The sequence below is a fragment of the Streptomyces sp. M92 genome, from assembly GCF_028473745.1.
Lineage (GTDB): Bacteria > Actinomycetota > Actinomycetes > Streptomycetales > Streptomycetaceae > Streptomyces.
In genome coordinates this window covers 3,357,962-3,382,125 of record NZ_CP101137.1, presented here as the reverse complement: position 1 = coordinate 3,382,125, position 24,164 = coordinate 3,357,962, and the positions used below count along the sequence as shown (strand labels likewise).

The following is a 24,164-nucleotide window of genomic DNA, read 5'->3' as shown; positions in this document are numbered from 1 at the left end:
TGCCTTTGCCTTTGCTTCGTCGCTCACAGCTTCGGCGCAATCTCTTCGGTCCAGATCCGCTCCCGCTGCTCCTGCGACATGTGGCAGGCGGCCCAGTGCTTGCTGCCGACCTCGGTCAGCTCGGGGCGGACCGTGCGGGTGACGTCGTCCCCCGGCACGTCGGCGTACGGGCAGCGCGGGTTGAAGGCGCAGCCGGACGGGAGGTTGATCAGGGAGGGCGGGGAGCCCTTGACCGGGGTGAGGCGTTCCTGCTGGTCGCGGTCGAGCCGCGGCATCGAGCCGAGCAGGCCCCAGGTGTAGGGGTGCCGGGGCTCGTAGAACACCTTCTCCGCCGGGCCGCGCTCGACGCAGCGGCCGCCGTACATCACCAGGAGGTCGTCGGCCAGCTCGGCGACGACGCCCAGGTCGTGGGTGATGACGATGACCGCGGAGCCGAACTCCTTCTGCAGGTCCCGGATCAGGTCGAGGATCTGCGCCTGGACGGTCACGTCCAGGGCGGTGGTCGGCTCGTCCGCGATGAGCAGCTCGGGGTTGTTGACCAGCGACATCGCGATCATCGCGCGCTGGCGCATACCGCCGGAGAACTCGTGCGGGTAGCTGTCCACCCGCTTGTCCGGCTGCGGGATGCCGACGCGGTCGAGCATCTCCACCGCGCGGCGCTTGGCGGTCTTCTTGTCCACGTCGTGGTGGATGCGGTACGCCTCCACGATCTGCTGGCCGATCGTGTAGTACGGGTGCAGCGCGGACAGCGGGTCCTGGAAGATCATCGCCATCTCGCGGCCGCGCAGCTTGCGCACGTGGTCCGGGTCGGCGGAGAGCAGCTCGGTGCCGTCCAGCCAGATCTCGCCGGAGAGCTGGGCCTTGCGCTTGCCGTACTGGCCGGCGGTGTGCAGGCCCATGATGCCGAGCGAGGTCACCGACTTGCCGGAGCCGGACTCGCCGACGATGCCGAGGGTCTTGCCCCGCTCCAGCTGGAAGCTGAGTCCGTCGACGGACTTGACCAGGCCGTCGTCGGTCGGGAAGTGCACCTTCAGGTCGCGTACTTCCAGGAAGGCGCTCGGCGCGGGCGAGGAGCCGGTGGGTTCGCCCACGGCTGCTCCGCTCTTGCTGAGGTCGGTCATGCGAGCCTCACTCGGGGGTCGATCACGGCGTACAGGACGTCCACCACGAGGTTGGCGATCAGCACCGCGAGAGAAGTGATCAGGGTGACGCCCAGGATAAACGGCAGGTCGTTGTTCTGGATCGCGTCCAGGACCTTCTGGCCGAGACCGGGGAGGCTGAACGTCGTCTCGGTGAGGATCGCGCCGCCCATGAGGGCGCCGAGGTCCATGCCGAGCATGGTGAGCAGCGGGGTCAGCGTCGACCGCATGGCGTGCTTGCGGATGACGACCGGTTCCCTCAGGCCCTTGGCGCGCGCGGTGCGGATGTAGTCCTCGCCGAGGATCTCCATCATGGTGGCCCGGGTGATCCGGGCGTACATCGCGGCGTACAGGAAGGCCAGGGTGACCCAGGGAAGGATCATGCCGCCGAGCCAGCCGGTGAGGCTGTCCTCCAGGGGCACGAACTGGCCGTCGATCCAGCCCAGGCCGTAGGAGAAGACCGCCAGGCTGAGCAGACCGGTGAAGTAGATGGGGAGGGAGACGCCCGCGAGCGCGACGATCATCGCGCCGCGGTCCCACAGGGTGCCCCGCTTGAGCGCGGAGAGCACACCGGCGGCGAGGCCGAAGATCAGCCAGAGCACGGCGGCACCGAGAGCGAGGGCCAGGGTCACCGGGAAGCGATCGGTCAGCACCGGCCAGACGGCCTGCTCGGTCTTGAAGGAGTACCCGAAGCACGGCGCGGTGCAGTTGGTCACGTCGCCGCCGGAGGCGTAGGTGCGCCCCACGAAGATGCCCTTGATGAACTCCCAGGCCTGGACGACGACCGGGTCGTCGAGGCTCAGCTTCTGCCGCACGGCCTCGACGGCGTCGGGGCCGGCCTGCTTGCCCACGTAGTTCAGGGCGATGTCGACGCCCGCCCACTTGGGGACGAGGAAGAAGATGCAGAAGACCACCAGGATGATGACCACCAGCATCACTGCGGCGGCGAACAGCCGCCTGATGAGGTAAGCGAGCACAGCGTGCGGCCCGCCGCGGACCGCGGACCACCGGAGATCGTCCGGTGGTCCGCGGTCACGCCGCGCCGGCCTTCACCTGCCTTTCGTGCCGTACGGCGGGTGTGCCGGTTACTTCTTCGGGTTCTTCAGACCGAGGTTGACGAAGTCGTACATACCGCTGTAGCCGTCGGTGGTGTACACGTTCGCCAGGTTGTCCGAGCGCCAGTTGATGAACTTCTCGAAGACGAAGGGCAGGTAGTACCCGCCCTCCATCACCTTGTGGTTGATCTCCGTGGCGATCTTGGCCTTGCCGGCGTCGTCCAGCTCGGTCAGGTAGTCGGCGAACAGGCCGTCGATCTCCTTGTCCTTGATCAGCGCGTAGTTGTTGTTGGCGCTCTCAAGGATGTAGTCGCTGTGCCACAGCGGCAGACCGTAGCCCTGGACGGACGGGAAGTCCGGACCCCAGCCCATGATGATGACGCCGTAGCCCTTCTTGGCCACGTTGGAGGGGCTGCCGATGACGCTGGCGATCTGCGAGCCGTCGTACTGCTCGATCTCGAGGTCGATGCCGACCTTCTTCAGCGACGCCTGCATCGACTCGGCCGTGGCGACCTCGACCGGCTTGTTGTTGCGGACGGCGATCTTGCTCTTGAAGCCGTTGGGCTGGCCGCAGGCCTTCAGCTCTTCCTTGGCCTTCTCGACGTTGCCCTTCTTGTTGGCACCGGCGATCTCGTACGGGTCGTACTTCTGGCCCTCGGAGCCCGGGACGGACGGCGGCAGCATGTTGGTGCCGATGTCGCCGCCGGCCACCGGGCCGCCGCGCGCGGTCTGCAGCGAGACGTGGTCGGCGCCGTAGATCATGGCCTTGCGGCAGTGGATGTTGTCGAACGGCTTCACGTTCGTCGCGAAGGTCGCGTAGCGGATGTAGCCGGAGACCGGGTTGTCCAGGTTCTCCTTGTGCTCATTCAGGGCGGTGGTGCGGCCCTGCGGGGACAGACCGGTCTGGGCGAGGTCCAGGTCGTAGTCACCCGCGATGAGACGGGCGTCCAGGTCGTTGGCGTTGGAGAAGAACTTGATCGTGATCTTGTCCGGGTACGCCTTGCGGACCGGGTCCGAGTCCTGGTTCCACTCGGTGTTGCGGACCAGGGTGAGGTCCTTGCCGGGGTTGTAGGACTCGAACTTGTACGGGCCCGAGGAGAACGGGTGCAGGCCGTACTTGGACTTGGTGTCCTTGTCCTGGCGGACCGGGGACGCCGAGGTCAGCGCCAGCATCTCCTCGAAGTCCGAGTTGGCCTTCGGCAGCTTGAAGACGATGGTCTTGTCGTCCGGCGTCTCGATGGCCTTCAGACCCAGCTTGTCCTTGGACTTGTCCTTGTACGGACCCTGGTACTCGTCCTTGGGGTCGAGCACCTCCTTGAGGTACGTCGGACCACCCGACAGCACGTCCTGCGCCCAGACGCGCTCGATGCCGTACTTGACGTCCTTGGAGGTGATCGGCTTGCCGTCCTCCCAGGTGATGCCGTCACGCAGGGTGTACGTGTAGGTCTTGCCGTCGTCGGAGACCTTGGCGAGACCGGTGGCGAGGTCGGGGGTGACCTCGGCGCCCGCCTTGCCCGGCTCCGTCTTGTTCGTGACGAGCTGGCGGCTGTAGTAGCGGGAGAAGTTCCACATGAAGCCGTAGTAGCCGCGCGTGGTGTCCCACGAGTCGGCGTCCTGCGTGCTCGCGAACTTCAGGGTGCCGCCCTTCTTGGCCGCGGAGGCCTGGGCGACCTTGTTGTTGGCCGCGTCGAAGCCGGGCGCGCCGTTCTTCGAGCCGCCCTTGCTCTCGTCTCCGCCGCCGCCGCACGCCGCCGTGGTCAGCAGCGCGGCGACCACTGCGGCAGCGGCCAAAGCCTGCTTGCGCCGCCCTGAGGTGCGTTGGGTAGTCACGATCTCGGATCCTCCGGATTAGATGAGAGACCCCGTGCAGGTGCCACGGGTCGCTTTACGGAACGGCAGGTCAGCGGGAACCCTTCGGGTCCAGCGCGTCGCGTACGCCGTCACCGAAGAGGTTGAAGGCAAGAACGGTGATGAAGATCGCCACACCCGGGATCACCATGTACATGGGATCCGACTTGTAGTAGTCGATCGCGCTCGACAGCATCTGCCCCCAGGACGAGGTGGGCGGCTTGACGCCCACGCCCAGGAAGCTGAGTGCGGCCTCGGTGAGGATGTTGGTCGGGATCATCATCGTGGTGTAGACGATGATCGGCGCGACCAGGTTGGGCAGCAGTTCCTTGAACAGGATGTAGAAGCGTCCGGCACCCAGGGACCGGGCCGCCTCGACGTACTCCCGCTCGCGCATGGAGAGGGTCTGGCCGCGGACCACACGGCCGATGTAGGGCCAGCCGAAGAAACCGATCACCAGGATCATCATGAGCAGGCGGACGCCGGTGCCGCTGAGGCCCAGCATGCTGTCCGGCATGACCGAGACCAGCGCGATGATGAAGAGCAGCTGCGGGAAGGCCAGCAGGCCGTCCATGATCCGGCTGATGAGGGCGTCGACCCAGCCGCCGAAGAAACCGGCCAGGACGCCGAGGACGGTACCGATGATCACGGCCACGATCGCGGACAGGAAGCCGACGAGGAGCGAGATCCGGGCGCCGTGGACGATGCGGGCGAAGATGTCGCGGCCGTTGACGGGCTCGACGCCCAGCCAGTGCTCGCCGCTCATGCCGCCCAGGGAGCCGGTGGGCGTGCCGAACAGCGGGTCGATCAGGTCCTCGTGGAACTCGTTGGGGTCCTGGCCGTAGAGCGAGGTGATCAGGGGCGCGAAGATCGCGACCACGATGAGGAAGAGCACGACGATGCCACCCGCGAGGGCCAGCTTGTCCCGCTTCAGGCGCTCCCAGGCGATGCGGCCGAGGGAACGCCCCTGAACCGCCTTGGCCTCGGTGCCGGCAACCGCCGCTTCCTCGGCCGCGCTCGGGGCCGCCTCCGCGGTCGGCTCGTGCAATGGTGCCGTCATCTGGCAGGGACCCCTCTCAACCGGCGGTAGCCGGCCCGCACTTGCCGCTGTAGCGGCGTGATCAGTCCGTCGTACACAGGGGCGAACAACCACCCCTTGGTGCGGGAGTCTTCAACGCTTTGGCGATCTGTAGCCAGACTTGACGGGGAATGGATGCGCAACCGTGATGCTGTTCGAGGTGTTCCGTTATCCGGACAGTGGGTAACGGGGGTCGGACGAGGACGAGTTGGGGCATCGACGACACAGTGGTGCCATACGTCCTCGTCTACGCGCGAAGATGTCCGCCCACCGCGGGCGGGAGGAGCCACCGGGCGGTCAGTACCGGCCCTGCGCCGGAGGGTATCCGTACCCGCCCGCCGGCGCCTGTGCGGGGGCGGCCACGTGGGCTTCGCGGTCGTAGAACGGGCGGGCATTGGCACGCAGCCACATGGCGACCGGGTCGTGGGCGTCGGTCATCGCGACGGTCGACACGGGCAGCCCGTCCGGGACCGCGCCGACGGACTGCTGCATCATGGCGCGCACCGCGTCGACGGCCGGCGGGGAGGTGTCGTACACGTCGAGGCCGATGGCGAGATAAGGCGCCCCGAGCGCCGGCTGCACCCAGGCGCGGCGCAGCGCGCGGACCGCGGGGGTGCGGTGGGCGTTCTGCGCGAGCAGGGCGTAGAACTGCGGGATCTCGATGGCCGGTTCGGACAGCCGCAGGGGACCGGCGGGCTGGCGGTCCAGGCCGGAGGCGATGCGGCGCAGGTCGAGCCAGGGGACGCCGACGCCGCCGCCGGGGGCGTGCGGGTTGAGCCACAGGCCGTAGTGGTCGGGGTAGAGGGCGCGGGCCGCTTCGAGTCCGTCGACCACCTCGTACGACCGGTTCCAGCCGCTGGCCGACAGCTCCTGGGCGGAGGTGACGCAGGGGGCGTACCCGTAGCCGTCGACCTCCATGTTCCCGTACTGGGCGTCCGGGGATCCGGCTTGGCCGTGCCAGAGCAGCATCCAGACCTGGCCGGACGTGGGGGTGGCGAGCGCGCGGAGCAGGGACTCGTAGGCGTCGTAGCGCCCCGGGGTCACCTGGCGCAGCATGTGCTCGACCTGTCCGGTCGTGGTGCCGCTGGCGCTCACGCGTATCGCCCCTTCGAGAAGTTCCCCGGTTGTGAACCCAGCTTAAGGCTCCGCCGGGTGCGGGACGCCTATGTGCTCGGGGGGGTGCTGTCCGTTGGCGGGTGCGGGTCCGGTTGTGGCTGGGCGCGCAGTTCCCCGCGCCCCTGGGGCGGCTGCCCTGACCGGCGTCCGGACGTCCCGTAGATCGCTTCTTACAAGTCCCGGTCGTAGAACGGGTGGACGTTCGTGCGCAGCCAGTCGCAGACCGGGTCCTGGGCCGCCTCCAGGAGGACCAGGTTGACCTGGGTCTTCAGGGGGGCCTTGGCTAGGGCCCGGCCGAGGGCCTCCAGGGGGAGGGTGCGGGCGTCGCCCTCCCAGTGGGTGAGTTCGACGCCTACGAAGACCACCGGGTCGGCGGTCTCGATGGCGGCCATGCAGCGGCGGGCGGTGCGGACGACGCCGGTCGCGGCGAACTCGGCGGAGGCGGCGGCCAGGAAGTCCACCGGGTCGTCCTGCCAGTCCGGCTCGAAGAGGCGGACCCGGCCGCCGGACGCGGGCCCGTCCAGCGGGGTGCGGCCGGCCCGGCACAGCTCGGCCACGGCGGGCGGCGGCAGCGGGATGCCGACGACGCCGTCCGGGTTGACGGCGATGCCGACCTGCGGGGGCAGGCCCCGGGCGAACTCCGCGGCCGGGGCGACGGTGTACGCCATCTGCGCGCCGGCGACCTGGCGGAACTGCTCCTCGGAGCTGAACACCGGGACGTAGGCCTGGCCGTCGATCTCCAGCGAGGGCAGGTCGAGGGGACCGCTGTGCGGGCCGCCGCCGTTCGGCAGGGGTATCCACAGGAAGCTGCGGCCGAGCACCTCCACGATCCGGCCGCCGGCCGACGGGACGCCGAGGGAGGCGGACAGCACCTCCTCCAGCTCGTTGCCGGGCCACCCGCCGTGCGGGTGGGGGTGTGCCTGTGCCGGAAAGTCCATCTGTCCGCCTACCGCCTGCCTGGTACCGCTGCTGTGGCTGAAAAGGCTAACCCTTTCGGGTGTGCGGTCCTACGGTGCGTCACCCGGTGAACGCGATCCGGTGGAGGGTGTCGGCCGCGGCCCGGTCCAGCAGGACGGCCGAGGTGCAGCCCGCGGGCAGGGTGCCCTCGGTCACCGCGCGCAGCAGGCGGGTGCTGGCCGTGCGGTGCCGCAGGAACGCGTACCGCGACACGCCCCGGCCGCGCTCCCGCTGGCCGGCCAGCGCCTCGTCGGCGTCGACGTCGAGGAGCAGCAGGTGCAGGGTGCCCTCGCGGCGGCGGGCCTCGCGGGCCAGCCAGGCGCGCACCCAGGACTGTGTGCCGCAGTCGTGCACGACGACGCCCTCGCCGGAGCGCAGCGCGCTGCGCAGTCCGGCGTAGTGGGCGAGGCGGACGAGGGGGCGGTAGAGGGCGTACGGCAGGAAGCGCGGCATGCGGCGGTCCCAGCGGTCGCGGGTGTCCTGGGAGTCGATACGCCGGCCGCGCACGGTGCGCTCCATCAGCGTGGACTTGCCGCTGCCGGGCAGGCCGGTGATCACCACCAGGTCCCGGGGCCCGAAGAGCAGGGCGTGCGGGCTGCGGCCGTCGCGGTCCCTCAGGTCGCGGACGACGGGTGCGGGCAGTTCGGCGCACGCCTGAGGTGCCGGGGCGGCGGGCTGCTTGGGCAGCGCGAGACCCGAGGTGGCGGCGTACGCCGTGGTCCTGTTCACCGTGATCGTCCTCCCCTGGGGCGGTTCACGAGTTCCCATCCCCGTCGAGTGTAAAGAGAAGGTAATGCGCAGGTCTCGCGTTTTCGTGCGCTTACTGCCACAGGCCGGTTACAGATCACGGTCTGCCCAGGGATCGGCCGGGCGTGCAATGATGGCGGCGCCAACTGCATACCGGCCGTTTGAATCCGCGCGGGAGAGTCCCCGGCCGCGCCGGGGCGCCGAAGGAGCAAGTCCCTCCCTTGAATCTCTCAGGCACCGTTACCGCGCGGGCGAGGCACATCTGAAAAGCGGGCCGCCCTGACACGGCGGCCCCACCCAAGGTGCAAGCCCTGATCGCCGTACTCCGGTGGTCGTGGCGAACCTCTCAGGTTCCGATGACAGATGGGGAGGAACGACCTCGCCCGTGCCGTCCTGTCCTGGGAGACGACCGACCGATGAGCAGCACAGAACTCCGCCGTACCGCGCTCGATGCCACGCATCGCGCGCTTGGCGCGACGATGACCGACTTCGCCGGCTGGGACATGCCCCTGCGCTACGGCTCCGAGCGCGACGAGCACGTCGCGGTGCGCACCCGGGCCGGGCTCTTCGACCTCTCGCACATGGGTGAGATCACCGTCACCGGTGCGCAGGCCGCCGAGCTGCTGAACTACGCGCTGGTCGGCAACATCGGCAGCGTGAAGCCGGGCCGCGCCCGCTACACCATGATCTGCCGCGAGGACGGCGGCATCCTGGACGACCTGATCGTCTACCGGCTCGACGACACCGAGTACATGGTGGTCGCCAACGCCTCGAACGCCCAGGTCGTACTCGACGCGCTGGCCGAGCGGGCCGCCGGCTTCGACGCCGAGGTGCGCGACGACCGGGACGCGTACGCGCTGCTGGCGGTGCAGGGCCCGGAGTCCCCGGGCATCCTCGGGTCGCTCACCGACGCCGACCTGGACGGCCTGAAGTACTACGCCGGCCTGCCCGGCACCGTCGCGGGCGTCCCGGCGCTCATCGCGCGCACCGGCTACACCGGCGAGGACGGCTTCGAGCTGTTCGTGAAGCCCGAGCACGCCGTCGAGCTGTGGCAGGCGCTGACCGAGGCGGGCGAGGGCGCCGGGCTGGCCCCGTGCGGCCTGTCCTGCCGGGACACGCTGCGCCTGGAGGCGGGCATGCCGCTGTACGGGCACGAGCTGACGACCGCGCTGACGCCCTTCGACGCCGGGCTCGGCCGGGTGGTGAAGTTCGAGAAGGAGGGCGACTTCGTGGGGCGCGCCGCGCTGACCGAGGCCGCCGAGCGCGCCGCTTCGGAGCCTCCCCGCGTCCTGGTCGGCCTGGTCGCCGGGGGCCGCCGGGTCCCGCGCGCCGGGTACCAGGTCGTCGCCGGCGGCGAGGTGATCGGCGAGGTCACCTCCGGTGCGCCCTCCCCGACGCTGGGCAAGCCGATCGCCATGGCGTACGTCGACCCCGCGCACGCGGCGCCGGGCACCGAGGGTGTCGGCGTGGACATCCGGGGCAGCCACGAGCCCTACGAGGTCGTGGCGCTGCCGTTCTACAAGCGCCAGAAGTAGACACTGGGCGGCGGGACCTTCGCCGTCCCGCGCGCGTTCTCGCTGATCACCAGCGGTTTCCGTAGTCCCCCCCTTCATCAGCACTCCCCCGCGTACAGGAGAATTCAGGCCATGAGCAACCCCCAGCAGCTGCGTTACAGCAAGGAGCACGAGTGGCTGTCGGCCGCCGAGGACGGCGCTTCGACGGTCGGCATCACGGAGCACGCGGCCAACGCGCTCGGTGACGTCGTCTTCGTCCAGCTCCCCGAGGTCGGCGACTCGGTGACCGCGGGCGAGACCTGCGGCGAACTGGAGTCCACCAAGTCGGTCTCCGACCTGTACTCCCCCGTCTCCGGCGAGATCACCGAGGTCAACGAGGACGTCGTCAACGACCCGTCGCTGGTGAACTCCGCGCCCTTCGAGGGCGGCTGGCTGTTCAAGGTGCGGATCACGGACGAGCCGGCCGACCTGCTCTCGGCCGACGAGTACACCGCCTTCACCGCCGGCTGAGGAGACACGGACCGCATGTCGCTTCTGAACACACCCCTGCACGAGCTCGACCCCGACGTCGCCGCCGCCGTCGACGCCGAGCTGGACCGCCAGCAGTCCACCCTCGAGATGATCGCCTCCGAGAACTTCGCGCCGGTCGCGGTCATGGAGGCCCAGGGCTCGGTCCTCACCAACAAGTACGCCGAGGGCTACCCGGGCCGCCGCTACTACGGCGGCTGCGAGCACGTCGACGTGGTCGAGCAGATCGCCATCGACCGGGTCAAGGCGCTTTTCGGCGCCGAGCACGCCAACGTGCAGCCGCACTCGGGCGCCCAGGCCAACGCGGCCGCGATGTTCGCGCTGCTCAAGCCGGGCGACACGATCATGGGTCTGAACCTCGCCCACGGCGGGCACCTGACCCACGGCATGAAGATCAACTTCTCCGGCAAGCTCTACAACGTGGTCGCCTACCACGTCGGCGACGACGGCCAGGTCGACATGGCCGAGGTGGAGCGCCTCGCCAAGGAGAACAAGCCGAAGCTGATCGTGGCCGGCTGGTCGGCGTACCCGCGCCAACTGGACTTCGCCGCGTTCCGCAAGGTCGCGGACGAGGTCGGCGCCTACCTCATGGTCGACATGGCGCACTTCGCCGGTCTGGTCGCGGCGGGCCTGCACCCGAACCCGGTTCCGCACGCCCACGTCGTGACCACCACCACCCACAAGACGCTGGGCGGCCCGCGCGGCGGTGTGATCCTCTCCACGGCCGAGCTGGCCAAGAAGATCAACTCCGCCGTCTTCCCCGGTCAGCAGGGTGGCCCGCTGGAGCACGTGGTGGCCGCGAAGGCCGTCGCCTTCAAGGTCGCCGCGAGCGAGGACTTCAAGGAGCGCCAGGGCCGTACGCTGGAGGGTGCCCGCATCCTCGCCGAGCGCCTGGTGCGGGACGACGCGAAGGCGGCGGGCGTCTCCGTCCTGACCGGCGGCACGGACGTCCACCTGGTCCTGGTCGACCTCCGCGACTCCGAGCTGGACGGACAGCAGGCCGAGGACCGTCTCCACGAGGTCGGCATCACGGTCAACCGCAACGCCGTCCCGAACGACCCGCGTCCGCCGATGGTGACCTCCGGTCTGCGCATCGGTACGCCGGCCCTGGCGACCCGCGGCTTCACGGCCGAGGACTTCGCCGAGGTCGCGGACGTGATCGCCGAGGCGCTGAAGCCGTCCTACGACGCCGAAGCCCTCAAGGCCCGGGTGAAGGCCCTGGCCGACAAGCACCCGCTGTACCCGGGTCTGAACAAGTAGACACCGCGTGCGCACGGGGGTGCCGTGCCCGTCACGAGCGGGCACGGCACCCCGCCCCCCCGAAGCACCACCTCTGCACCACCCCCGTTCTGAGGAGTCCCCCGTGGCCATCTCGGTCTTCGACCTGTTCTCGATCGGCATCGGCCCGTCGAGCTCCCACACGGTCGGCCCGATGCGCGCGGCCCGCATGTTCGCCCGCCGCCTGCGGGGCGAGGAGCTGCTGGGCTCCGTCGCCTCGGTCCGCGCCGAGCTGTACGGCTCGCTCGGCGCCACCGGCCACGGCCACGGCACGCCCAAGGCGGTGCTGCTCGGCCTGGAGGGCGACTCGCCCCGCACCGTGGACGTGGAGACGGCCGACGACCGCGTCGAGACGATCAGGTCGTCCGGCCGCATCAGCCTCCTCGGCGAGCAGGAGATCGCCTTCTCCTACGACGACGACATGGTCCTGCACCGCCGCAAGGCCCTCCCCTACCACGCCAACGGCATGACCCTGTGGGCGTACGACGCGGCGGGCACGGAAGTGCTCTCCAAGACCTACTACTCGGTCGGCGGCGGCTTCGTCGTCGACGAGGACGCGGTGGGCGCCGACCGCATCGTCCTCGACGACACTGTCCTCAAGTACCCCTTCCGCACCGGCGACGAGCTGCTGCGCCTCGCCCGCGAGACGGGCCTGTCCATCTCCGCCCTGATGCTGGAGAACGAGCGGGCCTGGCGCGACGAGGACGAGATCCGCGAGGGCCTGCTGGAGATCTGGCGCGTGATGCGGGCGTGCGTGGAGCGCGGCATGACCCGCGAGGGCATCCTGCCGGGCGGCCTGAAGGTCCGCCGCCGCGCCGCCAACACCGCGCGCAAGCTGCGCTCCGAGGGCGACCCGCAGGCCCTGGCGATGGAGTGGATCACGCTCTACGCCATGGCCGTGAACGAGGAGAACGCGGCCGGCGGCCGGGTCGTCACCGCCCCGACGAACGGCGCGGCCGGCATCATCCCGGCGGTCCTGCACTACTACGTGAACTTCGTCCCCGGCGCCGACGAGGACGGCGTGGTCCGCTTCCTCCTGGCCGCGGGCGCCATCGGCATGCTCTTCAAGGAGAACGCCTCCATCTCCGGCGCCGAGGTCGGCTGCCAGGGCGAGGTCGGCTCCGCCTGCTCGATGGCGGCCGGCGCCCTCGCCGAGGTGCTGGGCGGCTCCGCCGAGCAGGTGGAGAACGCCGCCGAGATCGGCATGGAGCACAACCTCGGCCTCACCTGCGACCCGGTCGGCGGCCTGGTCCAGATCCCGTGCATCGAGCGCAACGGCATGGCCGCGGTCAAGGCGGTCACGGCGGCGCGGATGGCGATGCGCGGCGACGGCTCGCACAAGGTGTCCCTGGACAAGGTCATCAAGACCATGAAGGACACCGGCGCGGACATGTCGGTCAAGTACAAGGAGACGGCGCGGGGCGGGCTGGCGGTGAACATCATCGAGTGCTGAGGTTCTAGGCCCTGAACAGCGCGTTTGCTTCTTTCAGCGCTGTCAGGGCCTTCCCTGCTTACCTGGCGGAAGTCCCTGGGACCTCCCTGGGACAGACGTGAAAGTCCCTGAAAAGGTCCTGGGATGTCCCTGCTTCGAGGGCACCCTGCGGGCGGTCGGACATGATGGGAACTCCCGCGTAGGGCACCTGCCCGACACCTGTCAGCAGCCGAGAAGGTACTCGGCAAGCGCTCCGTCAAGCAGGACGTAGTCGGGGTCGGTCTCCCGCAGGATTCTTAGCACCCGGGCGCCCGGCGGGCGAGGTGGCCGACGGCAGCGGTGACGACGGCGATCCGTGTGAGCGGTTCGTGCCGCCGAAGGTAGACCAGCGGACGAGAGCACTCTGATGGGGCGGGAGCTTGCCGCGACGGTCACCCTCACGGGTGACGATGAGCATGATTACCCACTCGACCAGGACGTGGCGCAAGTCGAGTGCGGCAGGGCAGGAAGACCAACAAGGCTCTTGCGCAGATGAGTTGAGACGTCGAACACCTCTGTCAACGGCACAGGAGCTTCGCGCTTTGCGGAACGCCGGCCGGTCACCCGATCGGTGGGCACTCTGGAGAGATCGATGTACAGGGTGTCGTTGGCATGCTCCAGACTGCGTCGCGCACCAGTTCGCCGTAGCAGCGGAGTCGAAGCCCAACACCGTGGGCCGGCAGCGGGCCCGGGCCATCGCTGCCGGGCTCCCCGACACTGAGCATGACCTGGCCAGCCACCTGCTGACGTTCGCGACGCTGTGAAGCGTCGAAGCGCACAGGTTCGGTGAGAGCGAGGCGCTGCAGTGGAGACCTCTACCGCGGGCGCGTCTCGTCGACGACCCAGGACAGGTACGCCTCCGATCCTCCGGTCACAGGCAGCGTGACCCACTGGGGGACGTCGTACGGATGCCTCTCGTGCAGCCATGCCTGTAGCGCGGGGAGGCGATCCGACGACGTCATGTAGGAGATCCGCCACTCCTGAGCCGCCTCGACCTTCCCCTGCCACCAGTAGAAGGCGGTGATGGGCGCGTCAATGTGGACGCCCGCCGCCAGTTTGCTCTCAACAGCGCCTCTGGCGAGGGTCTTCGCCTGCTCCTCGTCGTCACTCGTCGTCTGCGCGATCACGATCTCGGGATCCATGCGGCTACCTCTCCAGTTCGGGTACCGACCTCCATGATCGAGTGCCCCTCGGCGCACTCCAGCACGATCCGCGAGCGCAAGGCCAGAGCCCGGGCCGTCGAACGACGCCGCACCCAGCCCTCCAGCACCGCCCGCTGGGCATCGGTCACCGACAACGGCGGAATCTCCGGACCCGGACGACTCATGCCCGACCAACGACAAATCTCCGACTCAGGTCACTAGCGTTGCACACGGTGATCCGCATGCCACCGCATCGGCGGGGTTCGTGTCCGGGCGAGAACCTTCGTGCTGTCCTCGAGACGGCGACTCTGCCCAGCTGCGGGGAAGAGGAAGAAAGCGGTGCAGTCAGCCGAACGCAGACCAGATGGCTGACAGGACGGTGGCCGCGTACTCCTCCCCTCGTGTGATGACGTGGGTGTAATCGACTCGCCCGCGACGGGCGCCGGCTTCCCAGTACAGAGCGCGGACCGCGCCGGCGGTTGCCGGAGCCGAAGCGTTACACCCCCGAGGGGCGGGTTCCGGGTGGTGCCGCGGGGTGCCATTCGAACAGGACGATGGTTGCGTCATCGGTGAGCTGGCCTTGCTGTTTGTGCATGAGGAGGGTGTGCATGAGCCGGCGCAGGGCTTCGGGGGCGGGTTCACCGGCGGCCATGGCGCGGATGATGAAGTCGGCGAAGCCGCCCTCGCCGAAGCGTTCACCGGCGTGGGAGCGGGCGTCGGTGACGCCGTCGGTGTGGAGCAGGACCCGGTCGCCGGGGTTGAGCTGAAGGTGGTGAAGGGTGCGGGGCATGTCCGGTCGGACAGCGCCCAGCCCCAGGGGCAGTTCGCCGGCGTGCTCCATGGCTCCGTGCACCACCTCCGCGCTGCGGATCAACAGGGGAGCGGGGTGGCCGCAGTTGATCCAGGTCAGGTGTCCGGTGAGCAGGTCGAGGTGGGTGAGGACGGCGGTGGCGTACCGGTCGGGGAACGCGTCGGACACGACCTGGTCGATGGCGTGGGCGGTGTCGGTGAGACTGGCGCCGCGGCGTCGGGTGTTGCGGCTGGCGGCCAGCGCGACCGAGGAGGTCAGGCCCGCCTGCAGGTCGTGGCCCATGGCGTCGAAGACGGCCGCGTGCAGGAGGTTGCCGATGATGCCGTGCTCGAACGCGTCCCCGCCCAGCTCGTAGGCCGGTTCCAGGACCGCGCTGGAGGTGACCTGTCCGGTACCAATGGTGCGCGCGGGCAGGAACGCCCACACCATTTCGGCGGGCAGACTCATCGGCTGCGCCCGCATGGCCGTCGCATAGTCGTCGCTGTAGCCGGCCTTGTCCAGGACGATGAGGGTGATCAGCGACGCCAGGGACTCGCAGAGCAGCATCCTGGGCTTGTCGAAGCTGGGGGCCTGCACTTTCAGGACTCCGACACGTTCGACACCGTCCAGGAGCGGCAGCCACAGCGTCAGCCCGTCCTCGTCCTCATCCGCGCTGACACGCGGAGAGACACTCCGGTACGTCCATCCCGCCTGGGTTCCCTCGATCGGCAGATCATTGACCGGGTTGGCCTGCGCGTCCGGCATCGCCACCAGCACGTTCTCCTGCAGATCCGCCAAGTACACCGTCAACCGGGTCACGCCCAACGCCGCGTAGTGCCCGCGCAGCACCCCAGGCAGGTCGGTGGGCGCCATGTCGTGGATCTGCCGCAGCAGCCGGCCCAACACCGCATCGTCAGACACCGTCCTACCCCAATCTCACCGCTCACCGGATCCGCCAGCCGCCCGGGCCATCAGTCCTTCCAGTGTCAAGGCAGACCACCACGACGGCATCAGCACAGCGCGCTTCGCCTGGCGTCGACGGGAGTCGGGCGTCGACTGGGCTTGATCGCCACTGTGGGGCCGAGGCGCCGACCTGTAGGAGACCAAGACCCCCGGGCGGCCCTGATGGTGCACCGCTGATGTCAGACAAACGGCATGAGGTTACTTCCACTGACACGGCATCTCACACAACCGCTGGACACGCCCTCTGCCACCCCGACGGCCCGCCGCGCGACCAGGTCGACGGGACCTGGGCCCAGAGGGTATCGATCGGCCGACGCGCAAGCGGCTGAGCGCGCCCCGCTCCCCCGGCCGCAGCCGTACCGCCCACCCCGCCCGTCCCATACTCTTGCACTCCAGCCAGGGAACATGGGCAAAGCGGCCGCAACGGGAATGTCAGCGATCCGCCCACGGCGAAATCGGGTGGTGGCCTGCGCGAACGCGGAGACGGTCCGCTGGGTCGCGCACCCTTGGGGTAACCTCCAGCGCAACGGCCAGGCGCAACCTCTGCCGCAACCTCGTGCTCCTGGCCGACCGAGGCGCCCGGGTCACGCGGCCCGGACGGCTCCGCGAGCGCGGACCATCTGGCGCAGCTCGGTGCGCGCCGCCGGCACCGAGGGGGCGGTCTCCCGGTACGGGTGCCCACCACAGCCGTATGGACAGGCGCAGCAGGAGGCGGCGCAGCGCGGTGGTGTCGCGGGGGCGGGGTGCGGCGAGCGCGTCGTAGGTGGCGTTCCAGGCGACTTACGTCTGCACCAGATAGTCGGGGAAGTCTGTCGCGTCCATACCGGCATTAGATCTCTCGTTCGAATTTGGTGTCAGATCGGACACTCTCCGGACGAAGTGGTGGTCGGGGTCATTGTCCTGTGCCGGCGAAAGTTGATCAGTGCCATTGAAGGGCTCGCCCTGTCCCGTCAGACAACGTAGGGAAGTCTGAGCGGCTCAGGTCACGTGCACCGTGTTCACCGAGATCGAGGCGACTGCGGTGGCTGTGATGACCAGGGCGTCGGCGGGAAGGAGGACCCGTAAAAGTCAGGGAGGGTGCAGTGAAGGGTGATCGGGTCGGGCTGGCCGAGGTACTGGCAGCAGCGGAGGATGCCGCGCCGGTGCGCTCCCTCGATGTCGTGGCGCACAACCTGCGCGAGCGGTTCGGCGCGCGCTACGTGTCGTTCCTGTTCGTCGACGTCGTCGGCCGACGCCTGCTACGGGTCAACGACGAGGCGGCGGCGCCGCAGGAGCACGGCGCCGATCAGGTTCCCCTGGCCGGCAGTGTCTACGACGACGTCCTGCGCACTCAGAAAGTGGTGCGCGTGCCGCAGGGCGCGCAGGGGCAGCGAGTGCTCGCCCCGGTGACCAACCGCGGCGACACCATCGGGGTCCTCGAGCTGCATCTCACCCACGTCACACAGGACGTCCTGGAGCAGGTCGAGGAGGCCGCGCACGCGCTGGCGTACATCATCGTCACTGACCGGCGCTTCACCGATCTCTACCACTGGGGCAACCGCACCGCCACGGTCACGCTGGCCGCGGAGATCCAGCGTCAGCTCCTGCCGTCGGCTCCCTCGTGCGAGGCTCCCGAGTTCACCCTCGCCGGCGCCCTGGTCCCGGCTTCCGACATCGCCGGTGACACCTACGACTACAGCCTCGACCACGACACCCTGCACCTGTCCATCACCGACGCCATGGGCCACAACGTCGACGCCTCGCTCATGGCCACCCTCCTGGTCAACGCCTCCCGCGGCGCCCGCCGCGCCGGCACCGACCTCGCAGAACAGGCCCGCCAGACACACCAGGCCCTCATCGACCACGGCAGACGGACCTTCGCCACCGGACAACTCATGCGTATCGCTCTGGACGGGAGCAGCGCCCAGCTCGTCAACGCGGGCCACCCGTGGCCCCTACGGCTGCGCGACGGCACCGTCGACGAGATCAAGCTGCACATCAACCTCCCCTTCGGTGTCCCCGTGCAGGGCGCCTACCAGGTACAGGACATCGACCTGCGCCCCGGTGACCGCCTCGTCTTCTACACCGACGGCATGCAGGAGCGCGAAGCAGAAGCCGTCGACCTGCCGCGCCTTGTCCGCGACACCGCGAGCGAGCACCCCCGCGAGGCCGTACGCGCCATGGTCACCGCCGTCACCGACGCCGGCCGCGGCCACGTGAGAGACGACGCCACCGTCCTGTGCCTGGACTGGCATGGCCCCATCACCGCAGACCGAGGCGCAAAGCACCGACGCTTGGCCTAGGGTCGTGTCCGCAAAGTCAGGGCAGCCGGAGTCTGAGGCAGGCCAGGGTGACGAGAACCTGGTTGTGGCCGGCGCGTTTGTCGTAGCGGGTGGCGAGGGCTTTGTTGTGCTTGAGCTTGTTGAAGCAGCGCTCGACGACGTTGCGTCGCCGGTAGGCCGCCCGGTCGAGTCGGCAGAGGCTCTCGCCCCGGCGGATGCGGCCGTTGAGCTGGTCGATCCGCTCGGGAATCGCCGCCTTGATACCGCGACGTCGCATGTAGGTACGGACCTTCGTGGACGAGTAGCCCTTGTCTGCCGCGACCCGCTCGGGCCTGGTTCTGGTCTGCCGGGTCCGCACCGCTGGATGCGGATGCGGGCCACGAACTGCTCGAATTGGGTGCAGTCGTTGACGTTGCCGACGGTGAGGGTGAAGGCCAAGGGGCGGCCTTCACCGTGCAGGCGAGATGGATCTTTGTGGTCAGCCCGCCGCGGGACCGGCCGAGTGCCTCGCCCGGCCAGTCCTGCCCCTTTTTCGGGCTCCCGCGGCGTGCTGATGGGCCCGCACGGTCGTGGAGTCCAGGCAGACAACGGTCCAGTCGACCGCACCGACCGCGTCCGAGTGCTGCTGGGCGTGGGCTAGGAGGCGGTCCCAAGTGCCGTCGGCGGACCAGCAGCGGAAACGTTCACAGACCGTCTTCCACGGGCCATACCGCTCGGGCAGGTCCCACAAGGCAGCCCCGGTGGACAGTTTCCACAGGATCCCGTTGACCACCTGCCGGCACCCCGCGCCGGACGACCCATCCGTGGCGGAGCCAGCAACGGCTCGATCACCGCACACGACTCATCAGTCAGCTCATGACGACGCACGACGAACAGACCAAGACCACAGCACTTTGCGGGCACGACCTAGGCGGACAACCCAAGTCGAGGGGCAGCGTCGTGCACGCCTCGCTCCGGGCCTGCCAGCCTGATGTCTCCGAACCGGCGTGAAGAGCGACCGGTTCTCAGCTCCTGCCGCGACTCTCCATGGGGACAGCTCGACGACCGCAAACGAGCGCCAGTCCGTCACACTGTGATGGCCCAGCAGGTCGGCCGCGACCACCCGGCAGGTGCTGCCAAAGCGCAGCTCCTGCCGGGTACTCACCTTGCTCGGCTGTCGGCAACTGCGTACCCATTGGTCCCCCGATCATCAGTGCTCTGTCCGCGATGCCGGAATCGATCACAGCCGGTAGTGCCAGTAGTGCGTCGCCCGTCAGCCCTCGGATACGTGCTCGTGCTGCAGCCCCCGACTGACGCCCCCTATCTCAAGAATCCGGATCGTCCAACTCGCCCTTTCTCCGGAATCTCGTCCTGTCATCGCCCCACACACGACAGGAGTCGACCCATGCCGGAGCCGCGCGCAGCATCCCAGACCGCCTTCTTGACCCTCCCCAGGGCTGCCGAGTACCTCGGTATCTCACCCAACACGTTGTACGTCTGGCGACACCGCCGACAGGGACCTCCCAGCTTCCGCATGGGACGGCGCGTGATGTACCGGATCACGGCGCTCGACGAGTGGGTCCGCGATCAGGAACGAGCGGACTCCCGCTCCAACCGCGCCCTTGCCCCGCTGAACCGGAAGCCGCAACGGCGCTCGAAAGCCGTGAAGTAGCGCGGTGACTTACGCGTCCCGTCTCCCCCGAGAAGAAGTGCTCCGCACGGGGATTGGATCGTGCCGCAGATCGCGTTGGCACCGACCAGCTCATGATCACGCACCACTGGAGGGCCCCATCATGGCGGGTTACATAGAAGACCGATGGCTGAAGAAGCGTCCCGACAAGCTGACCGGGAAGTGGGAGCGGACCGCGATCTACGGCACCGGGAAGCGCTACCGGGTGAAGGGGATTCCCGGCATCCAGGACCGGTCGTTCCACACGAGCGAGGACGCGAAGCAGTGGCTCGCCAGCGCCAAGACGGACTCCAGCCGTGGCGAGTTCGTCGATCCCCGCAAGGGTGAGATCCTTCTCGCCGACTACATCGTCGAGCACTGGTGGGCGGGCCGTTCCGACGAGCCCTCAACGGCGGACCCGATGCGCAGCCGCATCTGGAACCACATCATCCCGTTGGTGGGCGACTACGCCCTGCGTGAGATCGACGCTTCCGCTCTGCGGACCTTCGCGGCAGCACTGCTCACGAGGGTCGAGGAGTCGACGGCCGAGGTGATCTGGGGACACCTGTCCTCGATCCTCGGCAGCGCCGTCGACGATCAGCGTCTGCTGCGCAACCCGATGAAGGTGAAGAACAGCGTCAAGCCCCCACGAGCGATCGACAGCAAGGCCAAGGCGTGGACACGTGAGGTCGTCGATGCCGTCCGCGCGGGGCTGCAAGACCGCTACCAGATCGCGGTCGATCTCGGCATCGGCCTCGGGCTGCGCCAAGGCGAAGCATTCGGTCTCGCCGAAAAGGACTTCGACTTCGCAGCTGGAGTCGTCCACGTCCGCCGCCAGCTCAGGTGGGACATCAAGGGGCGCCCCTACTTCTCGCTCCCCAAGGGGCGCAAGACCCGCGAAGTCCCCCTGCCGGCCCATCTCGCGCTCCGGGCCCGAGATCACTTTCGCAGGTTCCCGTCGACTCCCTGCACGCTGCCCTGGCGGAGCCCGGAAACCCCCACCACCGCCCTCGAAGAGCGCCAGCGGAAGCCGATCACGGTCGACCTGATCCTCACCTCGTCGCACGGCAACCGCATCTACTACCGCACCTGGAACGACCGCAGCTGGAAGCGTGCGCTCGCCGCCGCCGGGCTGATCAAGCCCGTGGGCTAGAAGGTGCGGCACGACGGCAACCGGATCCGCCGGGTCCCGCGTTATACCGCCCCACGCGAGGACATGTTCCACGTCCTCCGCCACACTTACGCGAGCGTGCAGCTGGAGGCTGGCGAATCGGTCGTCAGCCTGTCCAAATGGCTCGGGCACTCGACACCGAAGGTCACACTCGACCACTACGCTCACTTCATGCCCGGTGCGGGTCAGCGAGGGCTCGCCGCAATGGACGCCTGGCTGCGGGACCCCTCCCGGCCGAAAGTTCCTGAGAAGTCCCTACAGGCGTGGACCGCGCCTCGAGTACCCTCGAACGTGCAGGTCAAGGGCATAGTGCGCCAGGGGGCGGACATGTCGGTCAAGTACAAGGAGACGGCGCGGGGCGGGCTGGCGGTGAACATCATCGAGTGCTGACCCGGCGGGAGCGATGGCGCGGGCACGGCTGGGGCCCGGGACGCGGGTGTCTCACATGATGACACCCGCTTTCCGAAAAACAAGACGGCTGAGATCGTTGCAGTCTCCATGTTTCGCACGTGAAAGACCGAGCAATGCCCGCACCAGCACCCGGTTCAGCCCAGACCCCCGTCAATCCCCGGTCGCGGGTCCTCATCGCCAGCCTCATCGGCACGACGATCGAGTTCTACGACTTCTACATCTACGCGACCGCCGCCGTACTGGTCTTCCCCGCGCTGTTCTTCCCCAGCAGCGACCCGACCACGGCCCTGCTGTCGTCCTTCGCCGTCTTCGGCGCCGCGATGGTCGCCCGGCCGATCGGCGCCGTCTTCTTCGGGCACCTCGGTGACCGGCTCGGCCGCAAGAAGACGCTGGTGGTCTCCCTCCTCACCATGGGCATCGCCACCTTCCTCATCGGCGTACTGCCCACCTACGCGCAGGCCGGCTGGATCGCCACCGGGCTGCTGGTGCTGATGCGCCTCGCCCAGGGCTTCGCGCTCGGCGGCGAGTGGAGCGGTGCGGCGCTGGTCGCGACCGAGAACGCCCCGCGCGGCAAGCGCGCCCTGTACGGCACCTTCCCGCAGCTCGGCGCTCCGCTCGGCTTCATCATCGGCAACGGCCTGTTCCTGATCATCGGCGCGCTGCTGCCGTCCGCGGCCGGCGCCGATCCCACCCAGCCGTCCGAGGCCTTCACCAGCTGGGGCTGGCGCATCCCGTTCCTGTTCTCGGCCGTGATGGTCGCGATCGGCCTGTGGGTGCGCTCGCGGCTGGTGGAGTCGGCGGTGTTCACCAAGACCCAGGAGACCGGGAAGGTGCGCAAGCTGCCGCTGGCCACCGTGGTCCAGGGCCACTGGAAGCAGCTGATCCTCGGCACCTTCATCATGCTGGCGACGTACGTGCTCTTCTACCTGATGACCACGTTCTCGCTGAGCTACGGCCGCACCGCCGAGGACGCCGACGTGCCCGGGCTCGGCTACGGCTACACCACCTTCGTCCTGATGATGATCTTCGGCGTGCTGTTCTTCGCCGTCTTCACCCTGGTCTCCGGCCCGCTCGCGGACAAGTACGGGCGGCGCGCCACCCTGATCTGGATCACCGCCGCGATCGTGGTCTTCGGCCTGGTCTGGGTGCCGTTGATCGGCCTCGGCACGCTCGGCGTGGTGCTGTGGCTGGTGCTCGGCTTCACGCTGATGGGCATGACCTTCGGCCCGATGGGCGCGCTGCTGCCCGAGCTGTTCCCGACCAGCGTGCGCTACACCGGTTCCGGCATCTCGTACAACGTCAGCTCGATCCTCGGCGCGGCCGTCGCGCCGTTCATCGCGGTGGCGCTGTGGGAGGCCGGGGACGGCTCGCCGTGGCTGGTCGGCGTCTACCTCTCCGCCATGGCCGTGCTGACGCTGGTCGCGCTGCTGCTCGGCAAGGAGACCAAGGACGTCTTGCTGGACGAGGGCGAGGCAGCACCGGCCGCCGAGGACGCCCCGGCGGCCCCGGTCACCACCTCCGCCCCCTGATCCGACCGGCGTTCACCACCGCCGTACGCCGAGCGCCCACGCGCCCGGCGTACGGCCGCCGCCCACCGGGCATAACAACAACCTCCGCCCCGAGGGCGCTTCGGCCCCACCGGCATCCGAGGGAGTCCGCATGCTGCGCGGCATCGACGTCAGCTCGTACCAGTCCTCCAGCTACGACACGGACGGCCTTTCCTTCGTCTTCATCAAGGCGACGGAGGGCCGTTCGTACGTCAACCCCAAACTCGCGGCCCAGACCGAACGCGGCCGCGACGCCGGGCTGGTCGTCGGCTTCTACCACTTCCTGTGGCCCGGCAACCTGACCGCGCAGGCCGAGTACTTCGTCTCCAAGGCGCCCGAGCGGAAGGGCGACATCCTCGCCGTCGACTGGGAGACGACGGGCGAGGGCACCCACGCGAGCAACTCGGAGAAGGACCGGTTCATCCGGAAGGTGAGAGAGCTACGGCCGAACAATCGGGTCATTCTCTATGCGAACAGGCACTTCTGGCTGAACGTCGACACGACCTCGTACGCCGGTGACGGCCTCTGGATCGCCGACTACGTGTCGGCCGGCAAGCCCCGCATCCGGGCCAAGTGGCGCTTCCACCAGTACACCGACGACCCGGTCGACACGAACGTGGCGGACTTCGGCAGCAAGGCCGCGCTGAGGGAATGGGCCCAGGGGGCTTAGCCGGGCTCAGCCCCCTCCCGGCGCCTGCCTAGCCCCTGAACGCCGCCGGACGCTCCGGCGACGCCTCCGCCAGGGCCTTGGTGACGCCCTCGACGCCCGCGCGCAGGCCGTAGACCGGGGTGTCGGGCTGCTGGCGCCAGGACTCGTCGATGCCGCCGGCGTCGACGGTGTCGAAGCCCAGTTCGTCGATGAGGGCCCGCACCTTGGCCTTGGCCGCCTCGTCGTCGCCGGCGACCGGCAGCGCCATGCGGCCGGGGTCGCCGGCCGGGCGCGGGCGGTCCAGGATGTCCTGGGCGTACGTGCCGTTGAACGCCTTGATCACGGGGTGGCCGAGGTGGTCCTCGACCCAGCGGCTCTCGGTGCGGCCCTCGTCCTCGATGGCGGCGATGCGCCCGTCGCGCTGCTGCGGGTAGTAGTTGTTGGTGTCGATGACCGCCACGCCGTCGGCGGCGCCGTCGAGGATGCCGGAGGGCAGGCCGGGGACCGCCTTCAGCGGGACCGTGACGACCACGACCTCGGCGCCCCGGGCCGCCTCCTCGGCTCGCACCGGGGTGGCGCCGGTCTCCTCGGCCAGCGCGGTGAGCGTGTGCGGTCCGCGGGAGTTGGCGACGGAGACGTCGTGCCCGAGCGCGGTCAGCCGCCGGGTGAGGTTGCCGCCGATGTTGCCCGCGCCGATGATGCCGATCTTCATGATGCCGACTCGCCTTGCCTTTCGGGGGTCGTGTCCTGCGGAACCCGGCGGCACGCGCCGGTGATCAGCGGTAACCCCCGGACGGCGCGGGCTATTCCAGCGAGTCCGGACATACCGAGGGGCGCCCGCCCGGTGACCG

General features: G+C 69.1%; 20 protein-coding genes, 2 pseudogenes and 2 riboswitches. Of the genes and pseudogenes, 10 read left to right on the top strand and 12 right to left on the bottom strand.

What is annotated here, in order from left to right; genetic code table 11:
* Nucleotides 1-23: 23 nt before the first annotated feature.
* From M6G08_RS15440 to M6G08_RS15410, 7 genes are all read right to left on the bottom strand, one after another.
* The gene (locus M6G08_RS15440; RefSeq protein ID WP_272587748.1) at nucleotides 24-1,121 is read right to left on the bottom strand and encodes an ABC transporter ATP-binding protein; all 1,098 of its coding nucleotides are present in this window, start codon (nucleotides 1,119-1,121) and stop codon (nucleotides 24-26) included.
* Nucleotides 1,118-2,116, bottom strand: a complete 999-nt coding sequence (locus M6G08_RS15435) for an ABC transporter permease (protein WP_272587747.1) — start codon at nucleotides 2,114-2,116, stop codon at nucleotides 1,118-1,120. Before M6G08_RS15435 ends, M6G08_RS15440 begins: the two co-directional genes overlap by 4 nt.
* Before the next feature lie 108 nt (nucleotides 2,117-2,224).
* A complete protein-coding gene (locus tag M6G08_RS15430) occupies nucleotides 2,225-4,024 on the bottom strand; it encodes an ABC transporter substrate-binding protein (RefSeq protein ID WP_272587746.1) in 1,800 nt (599 codons plus the stop codon).
* A gap of 70 nt (nucleotides 4,025-4,094) precedes the next feature.
* Nucleotides 4,095-5,102 carry an ABC transporter permease gene (locus M6G08_RS15425; RefSeq protein ID WP_272587745.1) on the bottom strand — a complete coding sequence of 336 codons (1,008 nt, stop codon included), beginning with the start codon at nucleotides 5,100-5,102 and terminating at the stop codon, nucleotides 4,095-4,097.
* Between the two features lie 315 nt (nucleotides 5,103-5,417).
* Nucleotides 5,418-6,215, bottom strand: coding sequence for an enhanced serine sensitivity protein SseB C-terminal domain-containing protein (locus tag M6G08_RS15420; protein WP_272587744.1), 798 nt, complete (start codon nucleotides 6,213-6,215; stop codon nucleotides 5,418-5,420).
* A gap of 191 nt (nucleotides 6,216-6,406) precedes the next feature.
* Nucleotides 6,407-7,174 (bottom strand): enhanced serine sensitivity protein SseB, encoded by a 768-nt coding sequence (locus M6G08_RS15415; RefSeq protein ID WP_272587743.1) that lies wholly within the window; start codon nucleotides 7,172-7,174, stop codon nucleotides 6,407-6,409.
* Nucleotides 7,175-7,253: 79 nt separating this feature from the next.
* On the bottom strand, nucleotides 7,254-7,922 hold the full coding sequence (locus M6G08_RS15410) for an AAA family ATPase (RefSeq protein ID WP_272587742.1): 669 nt from the start codon (nucleotides 7,920-7,922) through the stop codon (nucleotides 7,254-7,256).
* Nucleotides 7,923-8,102: 180 nt separating this feature from the next.
* Nucleotides 8,103-8,196: riboswitch (glycine riboswitch) on the top strand.
* Nucleotides 8,197-8,313, top strand: a riboswitch (glycine riboswitch). It abuts the riboswitch before it with no gap.
* Nucleotides 8,314-8,356: 43 nt separating this feature from the next.
* On the opposite strand from M6G08_RS15410, the gene gcvT reads away from it, so the two are divergent.
* The 4 genes from gcvT (at nucleotide 8,357) to M6G08_RS15390 (ending at nucleotide 12,713) form a co-directional block, all read left to right on the top strand.
* Nucleotides 8,357-9,475, top strand: a complete 1,119-nt coding sequence (gene gcvT / locus M6G08_RS15405) for a glycine cleavage system aminomethyltransferase GcvT (RefSeq protein WP_272587741.1) — start codon at nucleotides 8,357-8,359, stop codon at nucleotides 9,473-9,475.
* 111 nt (nucleotides 9,476-9,586) lie between these two features.
* Entirely contained in the window at nucleotides 9,587-9,964 is a 378-nt protein-coding gene (gcvH, locus tag M6G08_RS15400) for a glycine cleavage system protein GcvH (RefSeq protein ID WP_272587740.1), read from the top strand.
* A 15-nt stretch (nucleotides 9,965-9,979) separates the two neighbouring features.
* On the top strand, nucleotides 9,980-11,242 hold the full coding sequence (glyA, locus tag M6G08_RS15395; RefSeq protein WP_073731685.1) for a serine hydroxymethyltransferase: 1,263 nt from the start codon (nucleotides 9,980-9,982) through the stop codon (nucleotides 11,240-11,242).
* A gap of 103 nt (nucleotides 11,243-11,345) precedes the next feature.
* Complete coding sequence (locus M6G08_RS15390; protein ID WP_272587739.1) at nucleotides 11,346-12,713, top strand: L-serine ammonia-lyase; 1,368 nt, start codon at nucleotides 11,346-11,348, stop codon at nucleotides 12,711-12,713.
* 219 nt (nucleotides 12,714-12,932) lie between these two features.
* On the opposite strand, the pseudogene M6G08_RS15385 reads toward M6G08_RS15390, so the two are convergent.
* The 3 genes and pseudogenes from M6G08_RS15385 to M6G08_RS15375 form a co-directional block, all read right to left on the bottom strand.
* Nucleotides 12,933-13,149 (bottom strand): annotated as a pseudogene (locus M6G08_RS15385) (IS5/IS1182 family transposase); the annotation flags it as partial.
* Nucleotides 13,150-13,546: 397 nt separating this feature from the next.
* Nucleotides 13,547-13,873: a divalent-cation tolerance protein CutA gene (gene cutA, locus M6G08_RS15380; RefSeq protein ID WP_272587738.1), complete on the bottom strand. Its 327-nt coding sequence runs from the start codon at nucleotides 13,871-13,873 to the stop codon at nucleotides 13,547-13,549.
* A gap of 496 nt (nucleotides 13,874-14,369) precedes the next feature.
* Nucleotides 14,370-15,584 (bottom strand): PP2C family protein-serine/threonine phosphatase, encoded by a 1,215-nt coding sequence (locus tag M6G08_RS15375; RefSeq protein ID WP_272587737.1) that lies wholly within the window; start codon nucleotides 15,582-15,584, stop codon nucleotides 14,370-14,372.
* Between the two features lie 1,124 nt (nucleotides 15,585-16,708).
* Between M6G08_RS15375 and M6G08_RS15370 the strand changes: the two genes are divergently transcribed.
* Nucleotides 16,709-17,908 carry a PP2C family protein-serine/threonine phosphatase gene (locus M6G08_RS15370; RefSeq protein WP_272587736.1) on the top strand — a complete coding sequence of 400 codons (1,200 nt, stop codon included), beginning with the start codon at nucleotides 16,709-16,711 and terminating at the stop codon, nucleotides 17,906-17,908.
* A 16-nt stretch (nucleotides 17,909-17,924) separates the two neighbouring features.
* Here M6G08_RS15370 and M6G08_RS15365 read toward each other — a convergent pair.
* Nucleotides 17,925-18,754: pseudogene (locus tag M6G08_RS15365) on the bottom strand (IS5 family transposase).
* Between the two features lie 103 nt (nucleotides 18,755-18,857).
* Between M6G08_RS15365 and M6G08_RS35865 the strand changes: the two are divergent.
* From M6G08_RS35865 to M6G08_RS15340, 5 genes are all read left to right on the top strand, one after another.
* Nucleotides 18,858-19,538, top strand: a complete 681-nt coding sequence (locus tag M6G08_RS35865; RefSeq protein ID WP_336298996.1) for a helix-turn-helix transcriptional regulator — start codon at nucleotides 18,858-18,860, stop codon at nucleotides 19,536-19,538.
* A gap of 121 nt (nucleotides 19,539-19,659) precedes the next feature.
* Nucleotides 19,660-20,688 carry a tyrosine-type recombinase/integrase gene (locus M6G08_RS15355; RefSeq protein ID WP_272587734.1) on the top strand — a complete coding sequence of 343 codons (1,029 nt, stop codon included), beginning with the start codon at nucleotides 19,660-19,662 and terminating at the stop codon, nucleotides 20,686-20,688.
* A gap of 189 nt (nucleotides 20,689-20,877) precedes the next feature.
* Nucleotides 20,878-21,096 carry a hypothetical protein gene (locus M6G08_RS15350; protein WP_272587733.1) on the top strand — a complete coding sequence of 73 codons (219 nt, stop codon included), beginning with the start codon at nucleotides 20,878-20,880 and terminating at the stop codon, nucleotides 21,094-21,096.
* A 134-nt stretch (nucleotides 21,097-21,230) separates the two neighbouring features.
* Nucleotides 21,231-22,646, top strand: coding sequence for an MFS transporter (locus tag M6G08_RS15345; protein WP_272587732.1), 1,416 nt, complete (start codon nucleotides 21,231-21,233; stop codon nucleotides 22,644-22,646).
* Nucleotides 22,647-22,776: 130 nt separating this feature from the next.
* Complete coding sequence (locus tag M6G08_RS15340) at nucleotides 22,777-23,334, top strand: glycoside hydrolase family 25 protein (protein ID WP_272587731.1); 558 nt, start codon at nucleotides 22,777-22,779, stop codon at nucleotides 23,332-23,334.
* 28 nt (nucleotides 23,335-23,362) lie between these two features.
* On the opposite strand, the gene M6G08_RS15335 is transcribed toward M6G08_RS15340, so the two are convergent.
* Nucleotides 23,363-24,079 carry an NADPH-dependent F420 reductase gene (locus M6G08_RS15335; protein ID WP_272587730.1) on the bottom strand — a complete coding sequence of 239 codons (717 nt, stop codon included), beginning with the start codon at nucleotides 24,077-24,079 and terminating at the stop codon, nucleotides 23,363-23,365.
* Nucleotides 24,080-24,164 lie beyond the last annotated feature (85 nt).